Source organism: Streptomyces sp. NPDC002926, assembly GCF_053591755.1.
On sequence record NZ_JBSFUK010000026.1, the window covers coordinates 42,533 to 64,133 of the forward strand.

General features: G+C 69.1%; 21 protein-coding genes and 1 riboswitch. Of the genes, 13 read left to right on the forward strand and 8 right to left on the reverse strand.

What is annotated here, in order from left to right; translation table 11 throughout:
* Positions 1-8 precede the first annotated feature (8 nt).
* Entirely contained in the window at positions 9-1,187 is a 1,179-nt protein-coding gene (locus ACWDZ6_RS27495) for a YVTN family beta-propeller repeat protein (protein WP_451504972.1), read from the forward strand.
* A 176-nt stretch (positions 1,188-1,363) separates the two neighbouring features.
* Here ACWDZ6_RS27495 and ACWDZ6_RS27500 read toward each other — a convergent pair whose 3' ends face one another.
* Positions 1,364-2,002, reverse strand: coding sequence for a GNAT family N-acetyltransferase (locus ACWDZ6_RS27500; RefSeq protein ID WP_451504973.1), 639 nt, complete (start codon positions 2,000-2,002; stop codon positions 1,364-1,366).
* Positions 2,003-2,187: 185 nt separating this feature from the next.
* Between ACWDZ6_RS27500 and ACWDZ6_RS27505 the strand changes: the two genes are divergently transcribed.
* Positions 2,188-2,403 carry an EF-hand domain-containing protein gene (locus ACWDZ6_RS27505; RefSeq protein WP_326652731.1) on the forward strand — a complete coding sequence of 72 codons (216 nt, stop codon included), beginning with the start codon at positions 2,188-2,190 and terminating at the stop codon, positions 2,401-2,403.
* Positions 2,404-2,514: 111 nt separating this feature from the next.
* Here the strand turns inward: ACWDZ6_RS27505 and ACWDZ6_RS27510 are convergent, their stop codons facing one another.
* The 5 genes from ACWDZ6_RS27510 to gcvT form a co-directional block, all read right to left on the reverse strand.
* A complete protein-coding gene (locus ACWDZ6_RS27510) occupies positions 2,515-2,907 on the reverse strand; it encodes an STAS domain-containing protein (protein ID WP_451504974.1) in 393 nt (130 codons plus the stop codon).
* Between the two features lie 179 nt (positions 2,908-3,086).
* Entirely contained in the window at positions 3,087-4,454 is a 1,368-nt protein-coding gene (locus ACWDZ6_RS27515) for an L-serine ammonia-lyase (protein WP_451504975.1), read from the reverse strand.
* A gap of 154 nt (positions 4,455-4,608) precedes the next feature.
* Positions 4,609-5,871, reverse strand: coding sequence for a serine hydroxymethyltransferase (gene glyA, locus ACWDZ6_RS27520; RefSeq protein WP_366735590.1), 1,263 nt, complete (start codon positions 5,869-5,871; stop codon positions 4,609-4,611).
* 23 nt (positions 5,872-5,894) lie between these two features.
* A complete protein-coding gene (gene gcvH / locus ACWDZ6_RS27525; RefSeq protein ID WP_326652738.1) occupies positions 5,895-6,272 on the reverse strand; it encodes a glycine cleavage system protein GcvH in 378 nt (125 codons plus the stop codon).
* A 58-nt stretch (positions 6,273-6,330) separates the two neighbouring features.
* Positions 6,331-7,455, reverse strand: a complete 1,125-nt coding sequence (gcvT, locus tag ACWDZ6_RS27530; RefSeq protein WP_366735589.1) for a glycine cleavage system aminomethyltransferase GcvT — start codon at positions 7,453-7,455, stop codon at positions 6,331-6,333.
* A gap of 148 nt (positions 7,456-7,603) precedes the next feature.
* A riboswitch (glycine riboswitch) is annotated at positions 7,604-7,701 on the reverse strand.
* A 181-nt stretch (positions 7,702-7,882) separates the two neighbouring features.
* On the opposite strand from gcvT, the gene ACWDZ6_RS27535 reads away from it, so the two are divergent.
* The 10 genes from ACWDZ6_RS27535 to ACWDZ6_RS27580 all read left to right on the forward strand — a co-directional run bounded on the left by ACWDZ6_RS27535 (position 7,883) and on the right by ACWDZ6_RS27580 (position 19,309).
* Positions 7,883-8,551 carry an AAA family ATPase gene (locus ACWDZ6_RS27535; protein ID WP_451504976.1) on the forward strand — a complete coding sequence of 223 codons (669 nt, stop codon included), beginning with the start codon at positions 7,883-7,885 and terminating at the stop codon, positions 8,549-8,551.
* 172 nt (positions 8,552-8,723) lie between these two features.
* Entirely contained in the window at positions 8,724-9,494 is a 771-nt protein-coding gene (locus ACWDZ6_RS27540) for an enhanced serine sensitivity protein SseB (protein ID WP_389178193.1), read from the forward strand.
* A 123-nt stretch (positions 9,495-9,617) separates the two neighbouring features.
* The gene (locus tag ACWDZ6_RS27545) at positions 9,618-10,409 is read left to right on the forward strand and encodes an enhanced serine sensitivity protein SseB C-terminal domain-containing protein (protein WP_351456395.1); all 792 of its coding nucleotides are present in this window, start codon (positions 9,618-9,620) and stop codon (positions 10,407-10,409) included.
* Positions 10,410-10,844: 435 nt separating this feature from the next.
* Complete coding sequence (locus ACWDZ6_RS27550; RefSeq protein ID WP_389178199.1) at positions 10,845-11,843, forward strand: ABC transporter permease; 999 nt, start codon at positions 10,845-10,847, stop codon at positions 11,841-11,843.
* Positions 11,844-11,950: 107 nt separating this feature from the next.
* The gene (locus ACWDZ6_RS27555) at positions 11,951-13,726 is read left to right on the forward strand and encodes an ABC transporter substrate-binding protein (protein WP_451504977.1); all 1,776 of its coding nucleotides are present in this window, start codon (positions 11,951-11,953) and stop codon (positions 13,724-13,726) included.
* A 125-nt stretch (positions 13,727-13,851) separates the two neighbouring features.
* Positions 13,852-14,850, forward strand: coding sequence for an ABC transporter permease (locus tag ACWDZ6_RS27560; RefSeq protein WP_389178205.1), 999 nt, complete (start codon positions 13,852-13,854; stop codon positions 14,848-14,850).
* Entirely contained in the window at positions 14,847-15,944 is a 1,098-nt protein-coding gene (locus ACWDZ6_RS27565; protein ID WP_326652748.1) for an ABC transporter ATP-binding protein, read from the forward strand. Before ACWDZ6_RS27560 ends, ACWDZ6_RS27565 begins: the two co-directional genes overlap by 4 nt.
* A 20-nt stretch (positions 15,945-15,964) precedes the next feature.
* Positions 15,965-17,284: a dipeptide ABC transporter ATP-binding protein gene (locus tag ACWDZ6_RS27570; protein ID WP_451504978.1), complete on the forward strand. Its 1,320-nt coding sequence runs from the start codon at positions 15,965-15,967 to the stop codon at positions 17,282-17,284.
* 403 nt (positions 17,285-17,687) lie between these two features.
* Positions 17,688-18,347: a trimeric intracellular cation channel family protein gene (locus ACWDZ6_RS27575; RefSeq protein ID WP_389178214.1), complete on the forward strand. Its 660-nt coding sequence runs from the start codon at positions 17,688-17,690 to the stop codon at positions 18,345-18,347.
* A gap of 113 nt (positions 18,348-18,460) precedes the next feature.
* Positions 18,461-19,309: a thioesterase family protein gene (locus ACWDZ6_RS27580; protein WP_366733476.1), complete on the forward strand. Its 849-nt coding sequence runs from the start codon at positions 18,461-18,463 to the stop codon at positions 19,307-19,309.
* A gap of 40 nt (positions 19,310-19,349) precedes the next feature.
* Here the strand turns inward: ACWDZ6_RS27580 and ACWDZ6_RS27585 are convergent, their stop codons facing one another.
* Entirely contained in the window at positions 19,350-19,928 is a 579-nt protein-coding gene (locus ACWDZ6_RS27585) for a TIGR03086 family metal-binding protein (RefSeq protein WP_451504979.1), read from the reverse strand.
* 88 nt (positions 19,929-20,016) lie between these two features.
* Here ACWDZ6_RS27585 and ACWDZ6_RS27590 point away from each other — a divergent pair, with 88 nt between their 5' ends.
* A complete protein-coding gene (locus tag ACWDZ6_RS27590) occupies positions 20,017-21,048 on the forward strand; it encodes a helix-turn-helix transcriptional regulator (RefSeq protein ID WP_451504980.1) in 1,032 nt (343 codons plus the stop codon).
* On the opposite strand, the gene ACWDZ6_RS27595 is transcribed toward ACWDZ6_RS27590, so the two are convergent.
* The gene (locus tag ACWDZ6_RS27595) at positions 20,984-21,598 is read right to left on the reverse strand and encodes a TetR family transcriptional regulator (RefSeq protein ID WP_451504981.1); all 615 of its coding nucleotides are present in this window, start codon (positions 21,596-21,598) and stop codon (positions 20,984-20,986) included. The two genes, ACWDZ6_RS27590 and ACWDZ6_RS27595, sit on opposite strands and share 65 nt — an antisense overlap.
* Positions 21,599-21,601: the final 3 nt, after the last annotated feature.

A 21,601-nucleotide genomic window follows, 5' to 3' on the forward strand; every position in this document is an offset into this window, starting at 1 on the left:
TGCACCCGATGACTCCCCTCGCCAAGCGGACCACCGCGCTGCTCGCGGGCGTCCTGCTCGCGCTGCTCGCGGGCTGTAGCTCACCCCCCGACCGGACCGAGGCGCTCGCAACCAAGGCCGCCGCGCCGCCCGCCAAACCCCGGTACGGGCAGCATTCCTGGCTGCGTGGCATGCCGCCCGTGCTGGACGCGCATGACGTCTACGCGGCGGACCGCCCGGGCCGGCTCTCGCCGGCGGTCAAAGGCTTCCCGTCCCGGGTCTACGTCCCCAACACCAACTCCAACACCGTCTCGGTCATCGACCCCACGACGTACAAGGTCATCCAGACGATCCCGGTCGGCGTCCAGCCGCAGCACGTCGTCCCCTCCTGGGACCTCAAGACGCTCTGGGTCAACAACAACCGCGGCCATACGCTCACCCCGATCAACCCCGCCACCGGTGCCGCGGGCAAGCCGGTCGACGTGCACGACCCGTACAACCTCTACTTCACGCCCGACGGCAAGTACGCGATCGTCATGGCCTCGCTGGACCGCGCGCTCGTCTTCCGCGACGCGCACACCATGAAGCGGATCAAGAGCACCCCTGTCTCCTGCTACGGCGTCAACCACGCGGACTTCTCCGCCGACGGCCGGTACTTCATCGTCTCCTGCGAGTTCTCCGGCGAGCTGCTGAAGGTCGACACGGAGGGCATGAATGTCCTCGGCCGGCAGAAGCTGCCCTTCAACGGTGCGATGCCGCAGGACGTGAAGATCTCGCCGGACGGCAAGACCTTCTACATCGCCGACATGATGGCGCACGGCGTGTGGGTGCTCGACGGCGAGAAGTTCACCACGCCCGAACTGCTCCCCACCGGCAAGGGCTGCCACGGCCTCTACGTCAGCCGTGACTCCAAGGAGATGTACATCTCCAACCGCGGCGAGGGCTCCGTCTCCGTCTTCGACTTCGCACAGAACAGGCTGACCAAGAAGTGGACGCTGCCGGACGGCGGCAGCCCCGACATGGGCGGTGTCTCGGCGGACGGCAAGGTGCTGTGGCTGTCCGGGCGTTACGACTCCGAGGTGTACGCCATCGACACCGTGACCGGTAAGCAGCTGGCCCGTATCAGGGTGGGCAGCGGTCCGCACGGACTCGCGGTCTATCCGCAGCCCGGGCGCTACTCGCTGGGTCACACGGGCATCTTCCGCTGAGCAGCGCCCCGGGGATCAGCCCCGGACCCGCGCCTCGAACGCGGGGCGGGGCCGCTCTCCGGACCCGCCCCGCGTTCGAGGACACCCTCGCGGTGAAGCGCGGCGTCGCCCGGCGGGCGAGTTCTGTGGCGCGGGCGGCGTGCTCGTCCGGCTCGTCCGGCCGACTCGACCACGGCTCATCGGGCCACGAACAGGGCTTCGGAGCCCACCGGCCGGAAGCCCGCCGTCTGGAACGTCCGTACGCTACGGGCGTTCCCCGGCGACTGCTGGGCCCACACCACGGAGTCCGGCACCAAGTGGCGTGCCGCCACAGCGAGTTCCACGCCGAGGCCCCGGCCGCGCGCCTGCTCGTCCACCTCGATCGCGGCCTCCCAGCGGCCCGCGACGCCCCGGCCGAGTACCAGCACCCCGCCGTCCGCGGCCCAGACCCTCACCCCCTCGCGGAACTTCAGGGCGCGTGCCACCCGAGGGTGCTCCGGGTCCTCGATCTCGCGCAGTTCGAGCGCCGGTCCGCCCCGGAGCGCGCCGGCGACGGTCACCAGGTCGATGGTGTGCATCGAGCGGCCGGTACGGGCCAGCATGGCGGAAAGGAACGCAGGGTTCATCGCCGCGGCCAGCCGGTCGGACGCGGTGGCGGCCAGCTCGGCCCCTACCCAGTCCGGATCCTCGTCCGTGAAGACCACCGAGTGCGCGGTGAACGCCATCACACCGGCGTCCCGGACGCTCGGCTGACCGATCACGGTGGTGGATCCGTCCGGCGGCGGGAACTTCCCGCGTGCTGCCGCGGCCAGGATCTCCGCCAGTGCCTTGCTCATCTCGTCTCCCTCTCCGCGACGTGAGCCTCCACCCGAACCCGGGCCCTCCCTGGAGGACGTACGCGGAGTGCTCAAGGGTGCGACAGGAGCCGCGGCCGCCTTCGATCGGACGGCCGCTGCCGTGAGGGCTCATCGGGGCGGTTAATCTGACCCCGTCAGTAATGCACCAAGGAGGGGCGGAAGCAGTGGCGGACATCGAAGAGGCGCGCAGGGCGTTCGAGCGCTACGACCTGGACGGCGACGGCCTGATCACGGCGAGCGAGTACAAGAGCGTGATGGCTCAGCTGGGCGACTTCCATGTCACCGAGACGGTCGCCGAGGCAGTGATCAGGACGAAGGACGCCAACGGCGACGGTCAGCTGACCTTCGACGAATTCTGGGCCTCGCTCAACAAGGCCTGAACAGAGCTGAACAGGGCCTGAGCCGAACAGGGCCTCAGGGCCTCGTCAGAGCCGCGCAAGGCCTTGACGCACCGGAGCGGCTCCCCGGCCAGGCCGGGGACCGCCCGGATTTCATCCGCCCTGCGCCGCCAGTGCCGCGTCCAGCGTCGGCAGCGTACGGAGCACGTCCAGCACGCCGCCCGCCTTGAAGACGCGCAGAATCGTCGGCCGGGCGCAGACCACGCACAGGCGGCCGCCGAACTCCGTGGTGCGCCGTCGGGCCCGGCAGAGCAGCGCCAGCCCGGAGCAGTCCAGGAACTCGACATGCGTCAGGTCGACGACCACTTCGTGGGCGCGGACCGAGGTGACCACATCGAGATAGGCGCCGATCACCGTCACTGCGGCGATGTCGATCTCGCCACGCAGCTCGACGACGGTGCGTTCCTGCCGTCGGTAGACCCGGCCGTACGCTTCTGGAAGCGTGGCGAGTAACCCGTACGGCCTGGACGTCAGCCCCTCGGACATCAGGGTTTCTCCTTGCTGGGTAGTGCCCGATCTGATCACCGGGGGCTTGGGTGAACAGGCTGTGAGACTAATGCGGAGGCTCGGGCCCGCGGCGGAGAAGAAACGTTCGGAGCTCGGAAAACTCACCCTTGTGGGTGAATTCCTGCGGACTGTCTTGACGTGCGCTCTATAGCTGCTGATCAGCACTCGATGATGTTCACCGCGAGGCCGCCGCGCGCGGTCTCCTTGTACTTGACCGACATGTCCGCCCCGGTCTCCTTCATGGTCTTGATGACCTTGTCGAGCGAGACCTTGTGGCTGCCGTCACCGCGCATCGCCATCTTCGCCGCCGTCACGGCCTTGACCGCGGCCATGCCGTTGCGTTCGATGCAAGGGATCTGGACCAGGCCGCCGACCGGGTCGCAGGTCAGGCCGAGGTTGTGCTCCATGCCTATCTCGGCCGCGTTCTCGACCTGCTCGGGAGTGCCGCCGAGCACCTCCGCCAGCGCACCCGCGGCCATCGAACATGCGGAGCCGACCTCGCCCTGGCAGCCGACCTCGGCGCCGGAGATCGAGGCGTTCTCCTTGAAGAGCATGCCGATCGCTCCGGCGGCGAGCAGGAAGCGGATCACGCCGTCCTCGTCCGCGCCCGGCACGAAGTTCATGTAGTAGTGCAGCACCGCCGGGATGATGCCCGCGGCGCCGTTGGTGGGTGCGGTGACGACGCGGCCGCCCGCGGCGTTCTCCTCGTTCACGGCCATCGCGTACAGCGTGATCCACTCCATGGAGCGGGCCAGTGCGTCGCCCTCGGCACGCAGCTGACGGGCGGAGTTGGCCGCGCGGCGGCGGACCTTGAGGCCGCCGGGCAGGATGCCCTCGCGGGACATCCCGCGCGAGACGCAGGCCTGCATGACCCGCCAGATCTCGAGCAGGCCCTCGCGGATCTCGTCCTCGGTGCGCCAGGCCTTCTCGTTCTCCAGCATCAGCGCGGAGATCGAAAGACCGGTCTCCTGCGCGAGCCGCAGCAGCTCGTCGCCGGTACGGAAGGGGTACTTCAGCACGGTGTCGTCGAGCTTGATCCGGTCCTCGCCGACGGCGTCCTCGTCGACCACGAAGCCGCCGCCCACCGAGTAGTACGTCTTCTCGAGGACGAGTCCGCCCTGGGCGTCGTACGCGAAGATCGTCATCCCGTTGGCGTGGTACGGCAGCGCCTTGCGGCGGTGCAGGATCAGATCCTTGTCGAAGTCGAAGTCGATCTCGTGCATACCGAGCAGATTGATCCGGCGGCCGGTGCGGATGCGCTCGACCTGGGCGTCTGCGGTCTCGACGTCGACGGTACGGGGAGAGTTGCCCTCAAGACCGAGCAGGACGGCCTTCGGGGTGCCGTGGCCGTGGCCGGTCGCGCCGAGTGAGCCGAAGAGCTCGGCGCGTATGGCGGCGGTGTGGGCCATCAGGCCCTCGTTCTTGAGCCGCCGCGCGAACAGGGCGGCCGCGCGCATCGGGCCGACGGTGTGGGAGCTGGACGGGCCGATGCCGATCGAGAACAGGTCGAAGACCGAAATGGCCACGGAAGACTCCTAGGGGGTTGGTAGACGCCTTTGTCTGCCGGGGTGGTGCAGAGGGCGGTGCGTGGGCGGTACCGAGGCGGTACCTGGTGCGGGGCACCGCACGCACTGACCAGTGTGCGCGGTGCCCCGTGAGTTCGTACAAAAGCGTACGGAATTACTTCAGGCCAGGGTAAAGCGGGTGCTTCGCGGCCAGGGCCGAGACCCGGGCGCTCAGCGCCTGCGTGTCGTACGAAGGCTTCAGCGCCTCGGCGATGATGTCGGCGACCTCACGGAAGTCCTCGTCCTGGAAACCGCGGGTGGCCAGCGCCGGGGTGCCGATCCGCAGACCCGAGGTGACCATCGGCGGCCGCGGGTCGTTCGGGATCGCGTTGCGGTTGACCGTGATGCCCACCTCGTGGAGGCGGTCCTCGGCCTGCTGGCCGTCCAGCTGGGAGTTGCGCAGGTCGACCAGGACCAGGTGCACATCCGTGCCGCCGGACAGTACGGAGACGCCGTGCTCGGTCACGTCGGCCTGGACCAGGCGCTCGGCGAGGATACGGGCGCCGTTCAGGGTGCGCTGCTGGCGCTCCTTGAACTCCTCGGTCGCCGCGACCTTGAAGGAGACTGCCTTCGCCGCGATGACGTGCTCCAGCGGACCGCCCTGCTGACCGGGGAAGACCGCGGAGTTGATCTTTTTGGCGAGCTCCTGCGTCGACAGGATCACGCCGCCGCGGGGACCACCGAGGGTCTTGTGCGTGGTGGTGGTGACGACATGGGCGTGCGGCACCGGGTTCGGGTGCAGACCGGCGGCGACCAGGCCCGCGAAGTGGGCCATGTCGACCATCAGGTACGCGCCGACCTCGTCCGCGATCCGGCGGAAGGCCGCGAAGTCCAGCTGGCGCGGGTACGCGGACCAGCCGGCGACGATCAGCTTCGGACGGGACTCCTTGGCGAGGCGCTCGACCTCGGCCATGTCGACCTGGCCGGTCTCGCTGTCCACGTGGTACGCGACCACGTTGTACAGCTTGCCGGAGAAGTTGATCTTCATGCCGTGGGTCAGGTGCCCGCCGTGGGCGAGGTTCAGACCCATGATCGTGTCGCCCGGCTTCAGCAGCGCGAACATCGCGGCCGCGTTCGCCTGGGCGCCCGAGTGCGGCTGGACGTTGGCGTGCTCGGCGCCGAAGAGCGCCTTGACGCGGTCGATCGCGATCTGCTCGACCACATCGACGTGCTCGCAGCCGCCGTAGTAGCGGCGGCCCGGGTAGCCCTCGGCGTACTTGTTGGTGAGGACGGAGCCCTGCGCCTCCATGACCGCGACCGGAGCGAAGTTCTCCGAGGCGATCATCTCGAGGGTGGACTGCTGGCGGTGGAGCTCGGCGTCGACAGCGGCGGCGACGTCCGGGTCCAGCTCATGGAGAGGGGCGTTGAGAAGCGACATCTCGATCCCTGTCGTGGTCGTGGTCAGTTGCCGGAGAACTCGGTGTACTCGTCGGCGGAGAGCAGGTCCTTCGGCTCCTCGCTGACGCGCACCTTGAAGAGCCAGCCACCCTCGAAGGGGGCGGAGTTCACGAGTGACGGGTCATTGACGACGTCCTCGTTGGCCTCGGTGACCTCACCGCTGACCGGGGAGTACAGGTCGCTGACGGACTTGGTCGACTCCAGCTCACCGCAGGTCTCGCCCGCGGTCACCGTGTCACCTACCTCAGGGAGCTGGACGTACACCACATCGCCGAGTGCGTTCGCCGCGTGCTCCGTGATGCCGACCGTCGAGACGCCGTCCTCGGCGGCCGACAGCCACTCGTGCTCCTTGCTGAAGCGCAGCTGCTGGGGGTTGCTCATGGCCTGAATTCTCCTGTACGCGGGGGAGTGCTGGTGAACGGAGTGAAGGTGCGGACGATCACTTCTGGCGCTTGTAGAACGGCAGCGCGACGACCTCGTACGGCTCGTGGGTGCCGCGGATGTCGACGCCGACGCCCTCGCTGCCCGGGACGGCGTGCGTCGCGTCCACATACGCGATGGCGATCGGCCTGCCGAGGGTCGGGGAGGGCGCACCGGAGGTGACCTCGCCGACGACCTGGCCGCCAGCGACCACGGAGAAGCCGGCGCGCGGGACCCTGCGGCCCTCGGCGATCAGGCCGACGAGCTTGCGCGGCGGGTTGGACTCGGCGCGCACGGCGGCTGCCTCGAGTGCCTCGCGGCCGACGAAACGCCCGTCGTTCGTGGTCTTCTCGAACTTCACGACCCGGCCGAGGCCCGCGTCGAACGGGGTCAGCGCGGTGGTCAGCTCATGCCCGTACAGCGGCATGCCCGCCTCCAGGCGGAGCGTGTCGCGGCAGGACAGACCGGCCGGGACGAGACCGACGGGCGCGCCCGCCTCGGTCAGCGCCTGCCAGAGCTTCTCGGCGTACTGCGGCTGGACGAAGAGCTCGAAGCCGTCCTCGCCGGTGTAGCCCGTACGGGCGATCAGCGCCGGGACGCCGGCGACCGTGCCGGGCAGGCCGGCGTAGTACTTCAGCCCGTCCAGGTCGGCGTCGGTCAGCGATGCGAGGATGCCGGGGGACTCCGGGCCCTGGACGGCGATGAGCGCGTACGCGTCGCGGTCGTCCCGTACCTCGGCGTCGTAGCCCTCGGCGCGGGCGGTCAGCGCGTCCAGCACCACCTGGGCGTTGCCCGCGTTGGCGACGACCATGTACTCCGTCTCGCCGAGGCGGTAGACGATCAGGTCGTCGAGGATTCCGCCGTCCTCCTGGCAGATCATGGTGTAGCGGGCGCGGCCGACGGCCACTCCGCCGATGTTGCCGACCAGCGCGAAGTCGAGGAGATCGGCGGCACGCGGTCCGCTGACGGTGATCTCGCCCATGTGCGACAGGTCGAAGAGACCGGCCTTGGTGCGTACGGCGTTGTGCTCGTCGCGCTCACTGCCGTACCGCAGCGGCATGTCCCAGCCCGCGAAGTCGGTCATGGTCGCGCCCAGCGAGCGGTGCAGGGCGTCGAGGGCAGTCAGACGGGGGGCGTGACTCATAGATGTGGCTCCCAGGGCAGGCCGGCGAGGACGATCCTCCCCATCTGTCATCGGAACCTGAGAGGTTCGTCCCGACCACACGTATTGATGGTCGTGACTTGCACCTTGGGTGGAGCCACTCGACAGCGGCTCGCTTTTCAGATCTGCCTCATCACACGCGGTACGGGGCCTGAGAGATTCAAGGGAGGGACTTGCTCCTTCGGCGCCCGGCGCACACAGTGGCCAGGACTCTCCCGCGTGGATTCAAGCGGCCGGTATGCAGTTGGCGGGCACATCATTGCACGCATCGCGCCAGAGTGGTGCGTGTGGTCCGGAACGCGGCCGCGCCTGCCCGAAGTGGCCCGCAGCTGCGAATAGGTTGTGTCGCATTACCAATTCTTTACACTTCATGGGCAAGGGTGAGCGTGACCCGACATGGGGGAGGGTGATGACGTTGCAGCAGTCCGGTGCCTGTGCGACGACCGCGGGGGTGCCCGCCCGGCCGGACGTGTCCGCACGGGAACTGCGAGGGGCGCCCGAGGCCATACTGCGCGACCTCAGGGACCGCTCGGGCCGCAGTCCGCACAGTCTGGTCTTCGCCGCCGGTGATGTGGTGGTCGTCTCCGGCCTGCCCGGCAGCGGCAAGTCCACGTTGATCCGCCGCGCGGCGCGCGGCCGTGTCATCGACTCGCAGGACACCCGGGACCGCTGGGAGGCCCTGATGCCGCGGCTGCTGCCGTACGCCGTCTACCGCCCGCTCGTACGGATCGCCCACTACGCCGGGCTGAGGCGGGCGCTGCGCTCCGGCGAGAGTGTCGTCGTCCATGACTGCGGTACGCAGACCTGGGTGCGGCGCTGGCTGGCCCGCGTGGCGCGCCGCCGCGGGAGCGGTCTCCATCTGGTGCTGCTCGACGTCACGCCCGAGGTCGCCAGACAGGGCCAGCGCGAGCGGGGTCGGGGAGTCTCCGGCTACGCCTTCGCCCGGCACCGGCGCGCGGTCGGGCATCTGATCGGCGACGCGGAGGCGGGCCGGCTGCCGGCGGGCTGCGCTTCGGCGGTGCTGCTGGACCGGGACGCGGCGGGGGTGCTGGCGCGGGTCGGCTTCGAGAAGTCGTAGGGCGGTGCGCGACGGCTTCGAGAAGCCGTAGGGCGGTGCGCGCGGGGCTGGGACTCAGCCTCTGAGGCCTTTGAGGAGCGGGGTCCGGCACGGAGCCCCGGTTCATGTCCGTCGGACCGCGGAGTTAGGCTCGTGGCGCGCAGCCGTGGAAGCCGGGGGAGAAGGACCGCACATGGAGATACCGGAGCAGACCCATCCGTATCCGTCGTCCGGCTGGCCGGGGAACGAGCTGGAAGAGGTGCTCGGCGCATCGCTCGGCAACCCCTCGGCGGGCGGCCGGCTGGTCGAGGTGCTCGGCCGCAGTCATATCTGGGTGCCGCTGCCCAACGGCGGCGGACCCGACAGCCCCGATCTCGATCTGCCCACGATGGAGATCGACGGCGCTCCGTATGTCCCGGTCTTCAGCTCCGAGCAGCAGTATCTGCAGTGCGTCGGCAGCCATGTCTCCTTCACCGTCGCGCCCGCGCGGGAATTCGCCCGCGGGCTGCCTCCGCAGCTCGGTATCGCCGTGAATCCCGGCGGTACGGTCGGCGCGCCGCTGCCGCCGCCCGCGGTCGCCGAGCTGTGCCGGGTGGGACGTACACCGCTGGACGGCCCCGCGAGCGGCGGCCGGGTCCGGCTCTTCGAGCCCGACTGGCAGGAAGAGCCGGTCGACTTCCTCGCCGCCGCGGCCGAGGAGTTCGAGGCCTCCGGCGTCGTCCTCACCGCCCGTCGCGCGCTCGCCTCCATCGAGGGCGACCCGCCGGCCCTCTTCATCGGTGTCCAGCTCTCCTCCTGGGAGGCCGCCGAGCGCAATGCCCCGATGGACGCGCTCGGCCGGGCGCTCGGCCGGGTCCAGGTGGGCTGGCCGGTCAACCTCGTACTGCTGGATGCCGCCCAGGACCCGGTCGGAGCATGGATGCTGGAGCGGGTGCGGCCCTTCTACGAACGGCCGCACATGTAGTCGTCAAGTCGGTGTCAGGACTGCCGATTAAGCTGGTTTGATGGCCTTACCGCAGCACTCGTGTGCCCGGGGCGGCTGTGGTGTTGCTGCATCGAAGAGGCATCGAAGAGGGGCGGAACCAGGGTGAGTGCGTCAGGCACCGCGGCGGCCGGGCAGGTCGAGCACATGCTGCGCCAGGTGACTCCCGGACGCTACGACGCGTACGAGGCGCTGCTGCACGCCATCGCCGACCCGTCGAACGGCCAGGTCTGGATGCTGCTCTGGCACGGCCAGGCCGGATCGTCGGACGCCCAGTACGGCAACATGGAGGTCGACGGCGTCGGCTACGCGCCCTGCGTCACCTCCGCCCAGGAGCTCTCCGTCTCCGGCTGGAACCGCGCCCACGAGGTGGTCACCGGCCGGGACATCGCCCGCGCGCTGTACCCGGACCGCTGGGGCATCTGGCTCAACCCGCACGCGCCGGGCGGCGGCGTCGGCATCCCCTGGCTGGATCTGCGCCGCATCGCCACCGGCCTCGACCGGATGCCCGCAGGACCGCTGCGACTGTCCGAACCGGCCATCGAGCTACCGCACTTCTACGGCCTGCTCGCCCAGAATGCCCACCGCACGCATGCGATCCGCTCGCTCCGCCGCGCCTGGGTGCAGCCCGCGCTCGGCGCCCCGTATCTCGCCATCGGGCTCGATCTGTACGACACGAGCAGGCAGTCCGTGGACACGGTGCGGGCGATGATGCAGCAGTCGATCGCCGCGGTACCGGACGGGTTGCCGGTCTCCACCGTCGCGATGTCCGACGAGTACGACCCCGTCACGATGTGGCTGCGGGCCAACGCCCGCCCGTTCTACGACCGTGAGGCCCATGCCGGCGGCGCGCCCGCCGGCGGTGGCTACGGCTATCCGCCGCCGCACGGCCGCTGAGCCGGCCGTGGCAGCACCCTGACGCTCATGGCCTGACCTGCTGATTCCATGCCCCAACTCCACACTTGGGGTGGGATTGTGTGCGCTGAGGCTTCGAACGCCTTGTAATCGAAGAGCCGCCCTCGTCCGCATGGCGGCACAACAGTCAACTTTCGCCCCATTTGCGATATTTGGCGTTCCGCTCAGTCGGTGGCTCCGTCCGTATAACGGAAACCCCCTCCCCTCATCACGTTTGAGCAAACATTCCCCGAGGGGTCTGGCGGCTGATCGCAGCAGCGTTGAAGACTCCCGGCAACAAGGACCCTTCGGTCCTGTGTACGACCAGCTTTTCGAACATTCCTCGCAACACACACAACTGCACCACTGATGTGAACGAAGCCGCTACAGCGGCGGGCATGGGTCGGTCACCGCCGGCCGAGAGGGGTCCCCACCACGATGACGGCACCACTGCACGACACGAGCGCGGCCGAAACCGCGGCCGTCGATGTCGCCGCCGATGTCCCGCAGAAGGCCATCGAAGGGCGTTCGCCCTGGAAGATCGCCTGGATCCGGTTGAAGCGTGACAAGGTCGCACTTGTCGGCGGTTTCGTGGTGCTCCTCCTGATCGTGGTCGCGATATTCGCTCCACTGATCGTGAGCCTGCTCGGCCACCCGCCGGAGGAGCTCCACGAGGATGCGATCGACCCGCTGCTGGGTACCCCGATCGGTGACTGGGGTGGCATCAATTCCGACTTCCTCTTCGGAGTTGAGCCGGTCAACGGCCGGGACGTCTTCAGCCGAATCGTCTACGGCGCGCGGATCTCGCTTCTCGTCGCCTTCCTCTCCGCCTTCGTCGCGGTCACCCTGGGCACCGTCTTCGGAGTCGTCGCCGGCTACTTCGGCGGCTGGGTCGACGCGGCGATCAGCCGGGTGATGGACCTGCTGCTGGCCTTCCCGCAGCTGCTCTTCATCATCGCCCTGATCTCGGTCGTCCCGAATGAACTGTGGGGCTTCTCCGGTTCGGGTCTGCGCATCGCGGTCCTCGTCCTGGTGATCGGCTTCTTCGGCTGGCCGTACATCGGCCGGATCGTGCGCGGGCAGACGCTCTCGCTGCGCGAGCGGGAGTACGTCGAAGCGGCGCGCAGCCTCGGTGCGGGCCGTACGTACATCCTCTTCCGGGAGCTGCTGCCGAACCTGGTGGCCCCGATCACCGTCTACACGACGCTGATGATCCCCACCAACGTCCTGACGGAAGCCGCCCTGAGCTTCCTCGGTGTTGGCGTCAAGCCGCCCACTCCGTCGTGGGGCGAGATGCTCTCGTCGGCCGTGCGCACCTACGAGGATGATCCGCTGTTCATGATCATCCCGGGCCTGGCGATCTTCGTCACCGTGTTGGCCTTCAATCTCTTCGGTGACGGCGTACGAGATGCGCTGGACCCGAAGGGGTCCCGCTGACCCCCACACGTCCCTGCGGACACACCGCCCCTGTCGAAGCCGCCAGGAGCAATAGCCCAGAACCACGGCCCTCAAGGGCAGTGACTACTACGGAGGTTGCGAGCATCGTGACAACCAATCGCACGTCGAAGCGCAGGCTTGCCGCAGGCACGGCTGTCGTGCTCGCGGCCCTGCTGACCGCCACGGCATGTGGCGGCAAGGACGACGGCAAGGACGGCGCCGGCAAGGCGGCCGGCTTCAACGCCGGCATTGGCAAGGTCGCCAACGCGTCCGACACCAAGGGCGGCACGCTTAAGTTCGTCGGCACGCAGGACGCCGACTCGTGGGACCCGCAGCGCGGTTACTACGGCTTCATGTGGGACTTCGCCCGTTACTACACCCGCCAGCTCGTCAGCTTCAAGGCGGCGCCGGGCCAGGGCAGCACCGAGCTCGTCCCGGACCTCGCGACCGCGAAGGCTGAGATATCGGACGGCGGCAAGACCTACAAGTACACCCTCAAGGACAACGTGACCTGGGAGGACGGCACGCCCGTCACCTCGCAGGACATCAAGTACGGCATCGAGCGCACCTGGGCCCAGGACGTCATCTCCGGCGGTCCGGTCTACCTGATGCAGGTGCTCGACCCGAAGACCGAGTACAAGGGTCCGTACAAGGACAAGGCCGCGGACAAGCTCGGCCTGAAGGCGATCGAGACGCCGGACGCGAAGACCATCGTCTTCAAGCTGCCGAAGCCGAACGGTGACTTCGAGCAGATGCTCGCCATGCCGGCGGCCTCTCCGGTGAAGAAGGAGAAGGACACCGCCTCCAAGTACGGCCTCAAGCCCTTCTCCAACGGCCCGTACAAGATCGACTCGTACGCGCCGAACAAGTCGATGTCGCTGTCCCGCAACACCAACTGGAAGCCCGCCTCGGACACCATCCGCAAGGCGCTTCCGGACAAGATCACGGTCACCTTCATGACCAACGCGGACGACATGGACAAGCGCCTGCTCAAGGGCGACTTCGATGTCGACATCAACGCGACGGGCATCGGCCAGGCGGCGCGTACCACCGCCCTGCGCAAGCACAAGGACAACCTCGACAACGGCCAGACCGGCTTCATCCGCTACGCGGTCTTCCCGCAGACGGTCAAGCCGTTCGACAACGTCGAGTGCCGCAAGGCGGTCATCTACGCCGCGGACCACAAGTCGCTGCAGACCGCCCGTGGCGGCCCGCAGGCCGGTGGCGACATCGCCCCGAACATGCTCCCCGCGGGCATCAAGGGTTCGGACCCGTCGTACGACCCGTACGAGGTCCTCAAGAACGACGGCAAGCCGAACGTCGAGAAGGCCAAGGCGGCGCTGAAGGCCTGTGGCCAGCCGAACGGCTTCAAGACCACCATCGCGGTGCGCAACAACAAGCCGGTCGAGGTCGCCACGGCCGTCTCGCTGCAGAACGCGCTGAAGCAGGTCGGCATCGACGCTCAGGTCGACCAGTTCGACGGCGCCCAGACGTCCGGCATCATCGGTTCGCCGAAGGTCGTCAAGGACAAGGGCTACGGCATCATCATCATGGGCTGGGGCGCGGACTTCCCGACCGGCCAGGGCTTCTCGCAGCCGCTGGTCGACGGCCGGTTCATCCTGCAGAGCGGTAACAACAACTTCTCCGAGCTGAAAGACCCCGCGGTCAACAAGCTCTTCGACCAGGCCATCGCCGAGACCGACCCGGCCAAGGCCGGCGAGATCTACAAGCAGATGAACCAGAAGGTCTCCGAGGCTGCTGTCTACCTGCCCTTCGTCTACGACAAGACGATCACCTGGCGCAGCACCCGCCTGACCAACGCCTACACCGCGGACGCCTACAACGGCCGCTACGACTACGCCTCGCTCGGCGTCGTCAAGTAAATCCCAGTCAGTTCACGTTCCAGTGCCACACCCGCTAGGCACGAAGGGCAGGTGATGGCCGCGAGCGGTGGCCCGGGGCCCTCTCCATAAGAGAGGGCCCCCGGGCCACCGTCGGGCCGAGCGCAGTGCTTGCATATCTCATCAGGCGAATCTTCGCCGTCATCGTCATGCTGATGGTCATCACGCTGGTGACCTTCGGAATCTTCTTCCTCTTCCCCAAGATGATCGGGACGGACCCGGCGCTGTACTTCGTCGGCAAACAGTCCGACCCCGCCTCCATCGAGGGCATCCGGCAGAAGATGGGCCTGGACGACCCGATCCTGGTCCAGTTCGGGAAGTTCGTGGCCGGGCTGGTGAGCGGACGGACGTACGCCAACGGCTCCGACGTGACGCAGTGCGCCGCGCCCTGCTTCGGGTACTCGTTCAAGACCGAGCAGGAGGTCTGGCCGCTGCTGCTCGAGTGGCTGCCGGTCACCCTCTCGCTCGCCGCGGGCGCCGTCGTGCTCTGGGTGATCGGTGGTGTCTCCACCGGCATCATCTCCGCCCTCAAGCGCGGTACGCCCCTGGACCGTTCGGCGATGGGCATCGCTCTCGGCGGTGTCTCGCTGCCCATCTACTTCACCGGCATGCTCTCCCTGGCGCTCTTCTCCGACCAGCTGGGGTGGTTCGACCGGCCGGACGCGACGTTCGGTGAGGATCCGGCGGCCTGGTTCAACGGCATGGTTCTGCCGTGGGTCACGCTGGCCTTCCTGTACGCCGCGATGTACGCCCGGCTCACCCGCGCCACCATGCTGGAGGTCCTCAACGAGGACTACATCCGCACCGCCAGAGCCAAGGGCCTCACGGAACCGGTGGTCATCGGCAAGCACGCGATGCGCTCGACCATGACCCCGATCCTGACCGTCCTCGGCCTGGACCTCGGAGCACTCGTGGGCGGCGCGGTCCTGACGGAGAGCACCTTCTCCCTGCACGGCCTCGGCTACAACGCGGTGAACGCCATCAGCAACCACGATCTGCCCGTGATCCTCGGAGTCACGCTCATCGCGGCCTTCTTCGTTGTCCTCGCCAACCTCGTCGTGGACCTCATGTACGCAGTGATCGACCCCCGAGTGAGGCTCTCATGACCGATCTGACGAAGACCGGGGCCGTCGGCGAGCCCGTCTCCGCGGGCTCGGCCCCCTCCACCGCCTTCCTCGAGGTACGCGACCTCCAGGTGCACTTCCCGACCGACGACGGTCTCGTGAAGTCGGTCGACGGACTCTCCTTCACGCTGGAGAAGGGCAAGACCCTCGGCATCGTGGGTGAGTCCGGTTCCGGCAAGTCGGTGACCTCGCTCGGCATCATGGGCCTGCACCGCGTCGGCCAGTACGGCCGGCAGAAGGCGCACCTCTCCGGCGAGATCTGGCTGAACGGCAAGGAACTGCTGACCGCCGACCCGGACGAGGTACGCCGGCTGCGCGGCCGCGACATGGCGATGATCTTCCAGGATCCGCTGTCCGCGATGCACCCGTACTTCACCATCGGCAAGCAGATCAGTGAGGCGTACCAGGTCCACAACAAGGCGGACAAGAAGACCGCCCTGAAGCGGGCCGTCGAGCTGCTGGACCGGGTGGGCATCCCGGAGCCCCACAAGCGGGTGGACAGCTACCCGCACGAGTTCTCCGGCGGTATGCGCCAGCGCGCGATGATCGCGATGGCGCTGGTCAACAACCCCGAGCTGCTCATCGCGGACGAGCCGACCACCGCGCTGGACGTCACCGTCCAGGCGCAGATCCTCGACCTGATCCGGGATCTGCAGAAGGAGTTCGGCTCCGCGGTCATCATCATCACCCATGACCTGGGCGTCGTCGCCGAGCTGGCCGACGACATCCTGGTGATGTACGGCGGCCGCTGCGTCGAGCGGGGCCCGGCCGAGAAGGTCTTCTACGAGCCGCAGCACCCCTACACCTGGGGCCTGCTGGGCTCGATGCCGCGTATCGACCGTGACCAGACCGAGCGCCTCATCCCGGTCAAGGGTTCCCCGCCCAGTCTGATCAACATCCCCAGTGGCTGTGCTTTCCACCCGCGTTGCCCGTACGCCGATGTGCCCAAGGGCGGGATCACCCGCACCGAGCGGCCCGAGCTGCGGGAGGTCGGCAGCCGGCACCACTCGGCCTGCCACATGTCGCAGGAGGACCGCACGCGGATCTGGACCGAAGAGATTGCGCCGAAGCTTTGAGTGAGACAAAGGATTCCGAGATGGCGATCCCGGAGCAGGCCACCTCCTCGCCCGAGCCGTTGCTCAAGGTCACCGGACTGGTCAAGCACTTCCCGATCACCAAGGGGCTGCTGCGCCGGCAGGCCGGTGCCGTTCAGGCGGTCGACGGCATCAGCTTCGACGTACTTCCCGGCGAGACGCTCGGTGTCGTGGGTGAGTCCGGCTGTGGCAAGTCGACGATGGGCCGGCTCATCACCCGGCTCCTCGAACCGACCGGCGGCAAGATCGAGTTCGAGGGCAAGGACATCACGCACCTCGGTGTCGCGGGCATGCGCCCGATGCGCCGGGACGTGCAGATGATCTTCCAGGACCCGTACGGCTCGCTGAACCCGCGCCACACGGTCGGTTCGATCGTCAGCGCGCCGTTCAAGCTGCAGGGCGTCACGCCCGAGGGCGGGATCAAGAAGGAGGTCCAGCGGCTGCTGGGCCTGGTCGGTCTCAACCCCGAGCACTACAACCGCTACCCGCACGAGTTCTCCGGCGGCCAGCGCCAGCGCATCGGTATCGCGCGGGCCCTCGCCCTGAAGCCGAAGCTGGTCGTGGCGGACGAGCCGGTCTCGGCGCTGGACGTGTCGATCCAGGCGCAGGTGGTGAACCTGCTGGACGACCTCCAGGACGAGCTGGGTCTCACCTATGTGATCATCGCCCACGACCTGTCGGTCATCCGCCATGTCTCGGACCGCATCGCGGTGATGTACCTGGGCAAGATCGTCGAGCTGACGGACCGCAAGTCGCTGTACGAGTCGCCGATGCACCCGTACACGAAGGCGCTGCTCTCGGCGGTGCCGGTGCCTGACCCGAGGCGGCGTGGCGCCAAGAGCGACCGCATCCTGCTCAAGGGCGACGTCCCGTCGCCGATCTCCCCGCCGAGCGGCTGCCGGTTCCACACCCGGTGCTGGAAGGCGACGGATATCTGCAAGACGCAGGAACCGCCGCTGCTGGCACTGAAGACGGGACACCAGGTGGCCTGCCACCACCCGGAGAACGCAGCGGACCTGGCCCCGGGCGACGCGGCGCTCCTGCCGTCGGCGCGGGAGGCGATCGAGATCGTCGACGTGACGCCGAAGGCGTCGGAGACCGCAGGGGCGAGCCTTGCGAAGACCGACGAGGACGCGGACCGGGCCGAGGCGGGGGCGAGCCTCGCCAAGGCCGAGCCTGAGGCCACCGAGGCGGAGACCCCGGCGGACGCGGCGTCGGACGACGCCGCCGACAGCGAGCCCGGGCCTGCCGCAGGCGAGGACGCCGAGGCACAGCCGGGCGACAAGGCCAAGCCCGTCGAGGGCAAGGCGTCCGACGAGTAGTCAGGCACTGCAGGGGCGATAGCTCCGGCCGAAGGCGACGCCGCCGGCCGGACCGGGCCTGTCGCGGGCGGGAGCGCCGATGCGCAGGGCGAGTCCGGGGCAACCGGGGCGGAGCCTTCGGCCGAGCGCGGCGTCGTACGCCGTCGGCGCCGGGACCTGCCGGAGGTGCGGGCGCGCAGCCGCAGGCCGAGCCGGCGGCCGGCGAAGGTCAGGGCTGGGCCAAGGGGCGCCGCCGGCGACGGGGAAAGCGAGGCCGCGCGCCGCCCGAGCGAAGACGGCGAGGCCGAGGCTCAGCCCGCTACGGGCGTCGCCGGCGGCGCCGCGGAGGCCGCCGACGGGGATCGCCGGTCGATCCGCGGGTACCACGGCAAGCTCCGCGTCGTGGAACCGGCACAATCGTCCGGTGCTCCATGAACTGTTCACGCCCTCCGTCCAGCATGCGCTCGACCTGGCCGGGATCTTCGTCTTCGCGATCTCCGGCGCACTGCTCGCCGTACGCAAGAATTTCGATGTCTTCGGCATCGCGGTGCTCGCCGAGGTGACCGCGCTGGGCGGAGGACTCCTTCGTGACCTGATCATCGGGGCCGTCCCGCCCGCGGCCTTCAGCGATCTCGGTTACTTCCTCATGCCGCTCGTGGCGACCGCTCTGGTCTTCTTCCTGCATCCGCACGTCGAGCGCATCCAGGTCGGTGTCAATGTCTTCGACGCCGCAGGCCTCGGCCTGTTCTGCGTCACCGGCACCACCAAGGCGTACGAGTACGGGCTCGGCCTCACCTTCTCCGCCGCGCTCGGGCTTGCCACCGCCGTGGGTGGCGGTGTGCTGCGTGACGTACTCGCCAACGAGGTGCCGTCGCTGCTGCGCTGGGACCGCGATCTGTACGCCGTCCCCGCCATCGTCGGCGCGACCATGGTGGTGGTCGCCATCCAGTTCGACGTACTGAACGCGGCCACCAGTGGAGTCGCTGTGGTGACCGCGTTCGTGCTGCGGCTGCTCGCGATGCGCTTCCACTGGCGCGCGCCGCGCGCCTGGAACCGGCGCTCGGCAGCCGCCGAAGAGAGCTAGCCGAAGAGAGCCGGCAGAGCCGGACCACCTCCGGAACGCCGCGTTCCGCCGGTCCGGCCCGCACAGAGCAAAAAAAGCTACCGCTCAGTAATTTTCTGTTGTACGGTGCCGCCATGGCACAGGCAGTACAGGCAACCATCGGGGACAGTGAGTTCGACCGCGACACCGCTGTCACCCTGCGCGCACCGGGCATCTATGACGCGGAGCTCTCGGCGGGCTGGACGATCATCCGCGCCGTCAACGGCGGCTACCTGCTGGCCCTGCTCGGCCGTGCGCTCGGGGACGCTCTGCCGCACCCCGACCCGTTCACGGTCTCGGCGCACTACCTCACGGCGTCGCACCCGGGCCCCGCGGTCATCCGCACCGAGGTCGTACGCACCGGCCGCACCCTCTCCACCGGCCAGGCCTCGCTGTTCCAGTACGCCGAGGACGGCACGGAGGTCGAGCGCATCCGCGTCCTCGCCTCGTACGGAGACCTGGACGCGCTGCCCGACGACGTACGCACGTCGGCGAAGCCGCCCGTCATGCCGGCGCTCCAGGACTGCCTCGGCCCGTCCGACGGTCCCGCGCCGAAGATCCCCGGCAGCTCGGCCATCACGGAACGCCTGAACATCAAGCTCGACCCGACGACCGTCGGCTGGGCCGTCGGGGCCCCCTCCGGCAAGGGCGAGATGCGCGGCTGGTTCGCCCTCGCCGACGGCCGTGACGCCGACCCGTTCTCGCTGCTGCTCACGGTCGACGCGCTGCCGCCGACCTCGTTCGAGCTGGGCCTGAAGGGCTGGACGCCGACGGTCGAACTCACCACGCACATCCGCTGCCGCCCGGCCCCCGGACCGCTCCGGGTCTCCATCGCGACCCGCAACCTGGCCGGTGGATTCCTGGAGGAGGACGCGGAGGTCTGGGACAGCGCGGACCGCCTGGTGGCTCAGTCGCGCCAGCTGGCGAAGGCTCCGCGCGACTGAGGACCCGCCTTCGGTCAAAGCCGGGTGGCACCCCCATGCGTCACACCGAGCGCCCCAGCCACGCCGCCAGGCGGTCGTAGGCGTCAGCGCCCTCCGGCGCTTCCCGCACCGGCCCGAAGGGAGCCCCCTCCGCGCGGGATTCGGGCGGCAGCACCTCGTGGGCGATCGGCAGGATCGCCTCCGCCAGGGCCGGGTCGAGCGGCAGCGGGTGGCCCAGGGACCACGAGAGGTCCCATGTGTGCGTGAGTGTCTCCATCACATAGCCTCCCACCGCCGCCGCGCCCGGCACCGTGCCCCACGGGACCGTGACCTCACCGGTCAGCTTCGAGTCGTCCGCCCACGCCGCCGTGAACCGGCGGTGGGCCTCCTCGTAGGCCGTCACCCAGCCGTCGTCCGCGACACCGTCCACCCGGGCCGGCACGGACAGGCCGTCCCCGCCCTCCCCGATGAGCGCGATCCGGTGTACACCGCCCACGACATGGGACAGCAGCGCCCGTACATCGAACTCCGTACACGGTGTCGGGCCGTCGAGCCGCTCCGGCGTCACGGTCTTCAGCAGGCTCGCGAACTGGTCGGCCGCGCGCTCGTACAGGGGGCGGGGGTCGTTCATGGTGTCCATCTCCTCAAGACCGGAACTCGGTGACGAGGGAGACTCTTCCTGGATAACCTGACACCTTCCGTCATGTTTTCCAAAGACCCTGAGACACGTGAAATCCGACCGGCTGCTCTCGATCCTGCTGCTCCTCCAGACCCGCGGTCTTGTCCCGGCCGCCGAACTCGCCGAGCGGCTCGAAGTCTCCGTACGCACCATCTACCGCGACATAGAGGCGCTTTCCTCCTCCGGCGTCCCGGTCTACGCCGAGCGCGGGCGGCACGGCGGCATCACGCTGCTGCCCGGCTTCCGTACCGATGTCACCGGGCTGACAGCCGACGAGTCCCGCGCCCTCTTCGTCCTCGCCGCCCAGGGCGTCCACTCCGCGCTCGGCCTCGACGTGGCGCTCGGCTCCGCACTGCGCAAGGTCATGGCCGCGCTGCCCGAACCGCACCGGCCGGCGGCCGAGTTGACGAGCCGGCGGATCCTGGTCGACCCGGCCCGCTGGATGCGCGTACCGCAGCCGGCCGTCGATCTGGATGTGCTGAACTCCGCCGTCTTCACCGACCGCCGGCTGCGACTGCGCTACCGGCACAGCGGGACGACCGAACCGCGGACGTATACGCTTGATCCGTACGGACTCGTCGTCAAGGCGGGCGTCTGGTACCTGGTCGCCGACCACCGGGCCGCCCCTCGGCTCTTCCGCGCTGACCGCGTGCTCGCCGCCGCTCTCACCGACGCGCCGGTCCGGCGGCGCCCCGGCCAGGAGCTGGCGGACGTCTGGCAGGTGTTGCGCCGTCAGGTCGAGGCCCGCCCGGCGGATGTACGGGTGACGGCGCTGGTGCGGACCGACCGGCTGGACATGTTCCTGCGTATACAGGCCGGTCAGATCGCCGCGGAGCCTCAGGTCGCGGGTGATTGGGCGCGCGTGGAGCTCGCGCTGTCGACCGCGGCCGCGGCCCGCGCGCTGCTCGCCTTCGGCGACAGCGTGGAGGTGCTCTCTCCGCCCGAGGCGCGAGAAGAGCTGGCCCGCGCGGCCGCGGCCGTCGCCGAGTTGTACGGAAACGGGCCCGCCGGGCCCGTCAGTCCAGCCAGTGGCGCCGGCCCAGACTCACCAGGCGCAGCTGACGGCGGGCGACCGAACTGACCCGCTCCTCGCCCTCGGGACCGGCCTCCAGGAACGTGTACGCCGTCATCACCATGTGGTCGACATAGACGCCCGCGAGCATCCGCAGATCCGCCTCGCTCCATCCCGCCGACTCCGGCTCGGGCGCGAAGGCCGCCGCCACCTCGTCGGCGAACCGGCGCAGTTGCGCGCCTATCGCCTCGCGTACGGGCTGCACTCCGCCATGGCGCTCGCGGGCGATGAACCGGACATGCGCGGGGGATCTGCGGACGAGATCCGCGATCAGCGCGACGGTCCGGTCGATACGTACATCGTCACCGGTCTCGGCGAGCGCCTCGCCGATCATGGCGTGCAGGCTGCCGAGCGCCTCCTCGACGAGCGCGACGCCGAGGTCGGCCGTGTCTCTGAAGTGCCGGTAGAACGCCGTCGGTGCCACGCCCACGGCCCGGGTCACCTCACGCAGTCCGAGGCTGCTCAGGCTCTGCTCCTCGAGGAGCTGCAGCGCGGCGTCCAGGAGGGCCTGACGGGTCTTCTGTTTCTGGGCCTGACGGATCCCGACGGTGTGACTCATAAC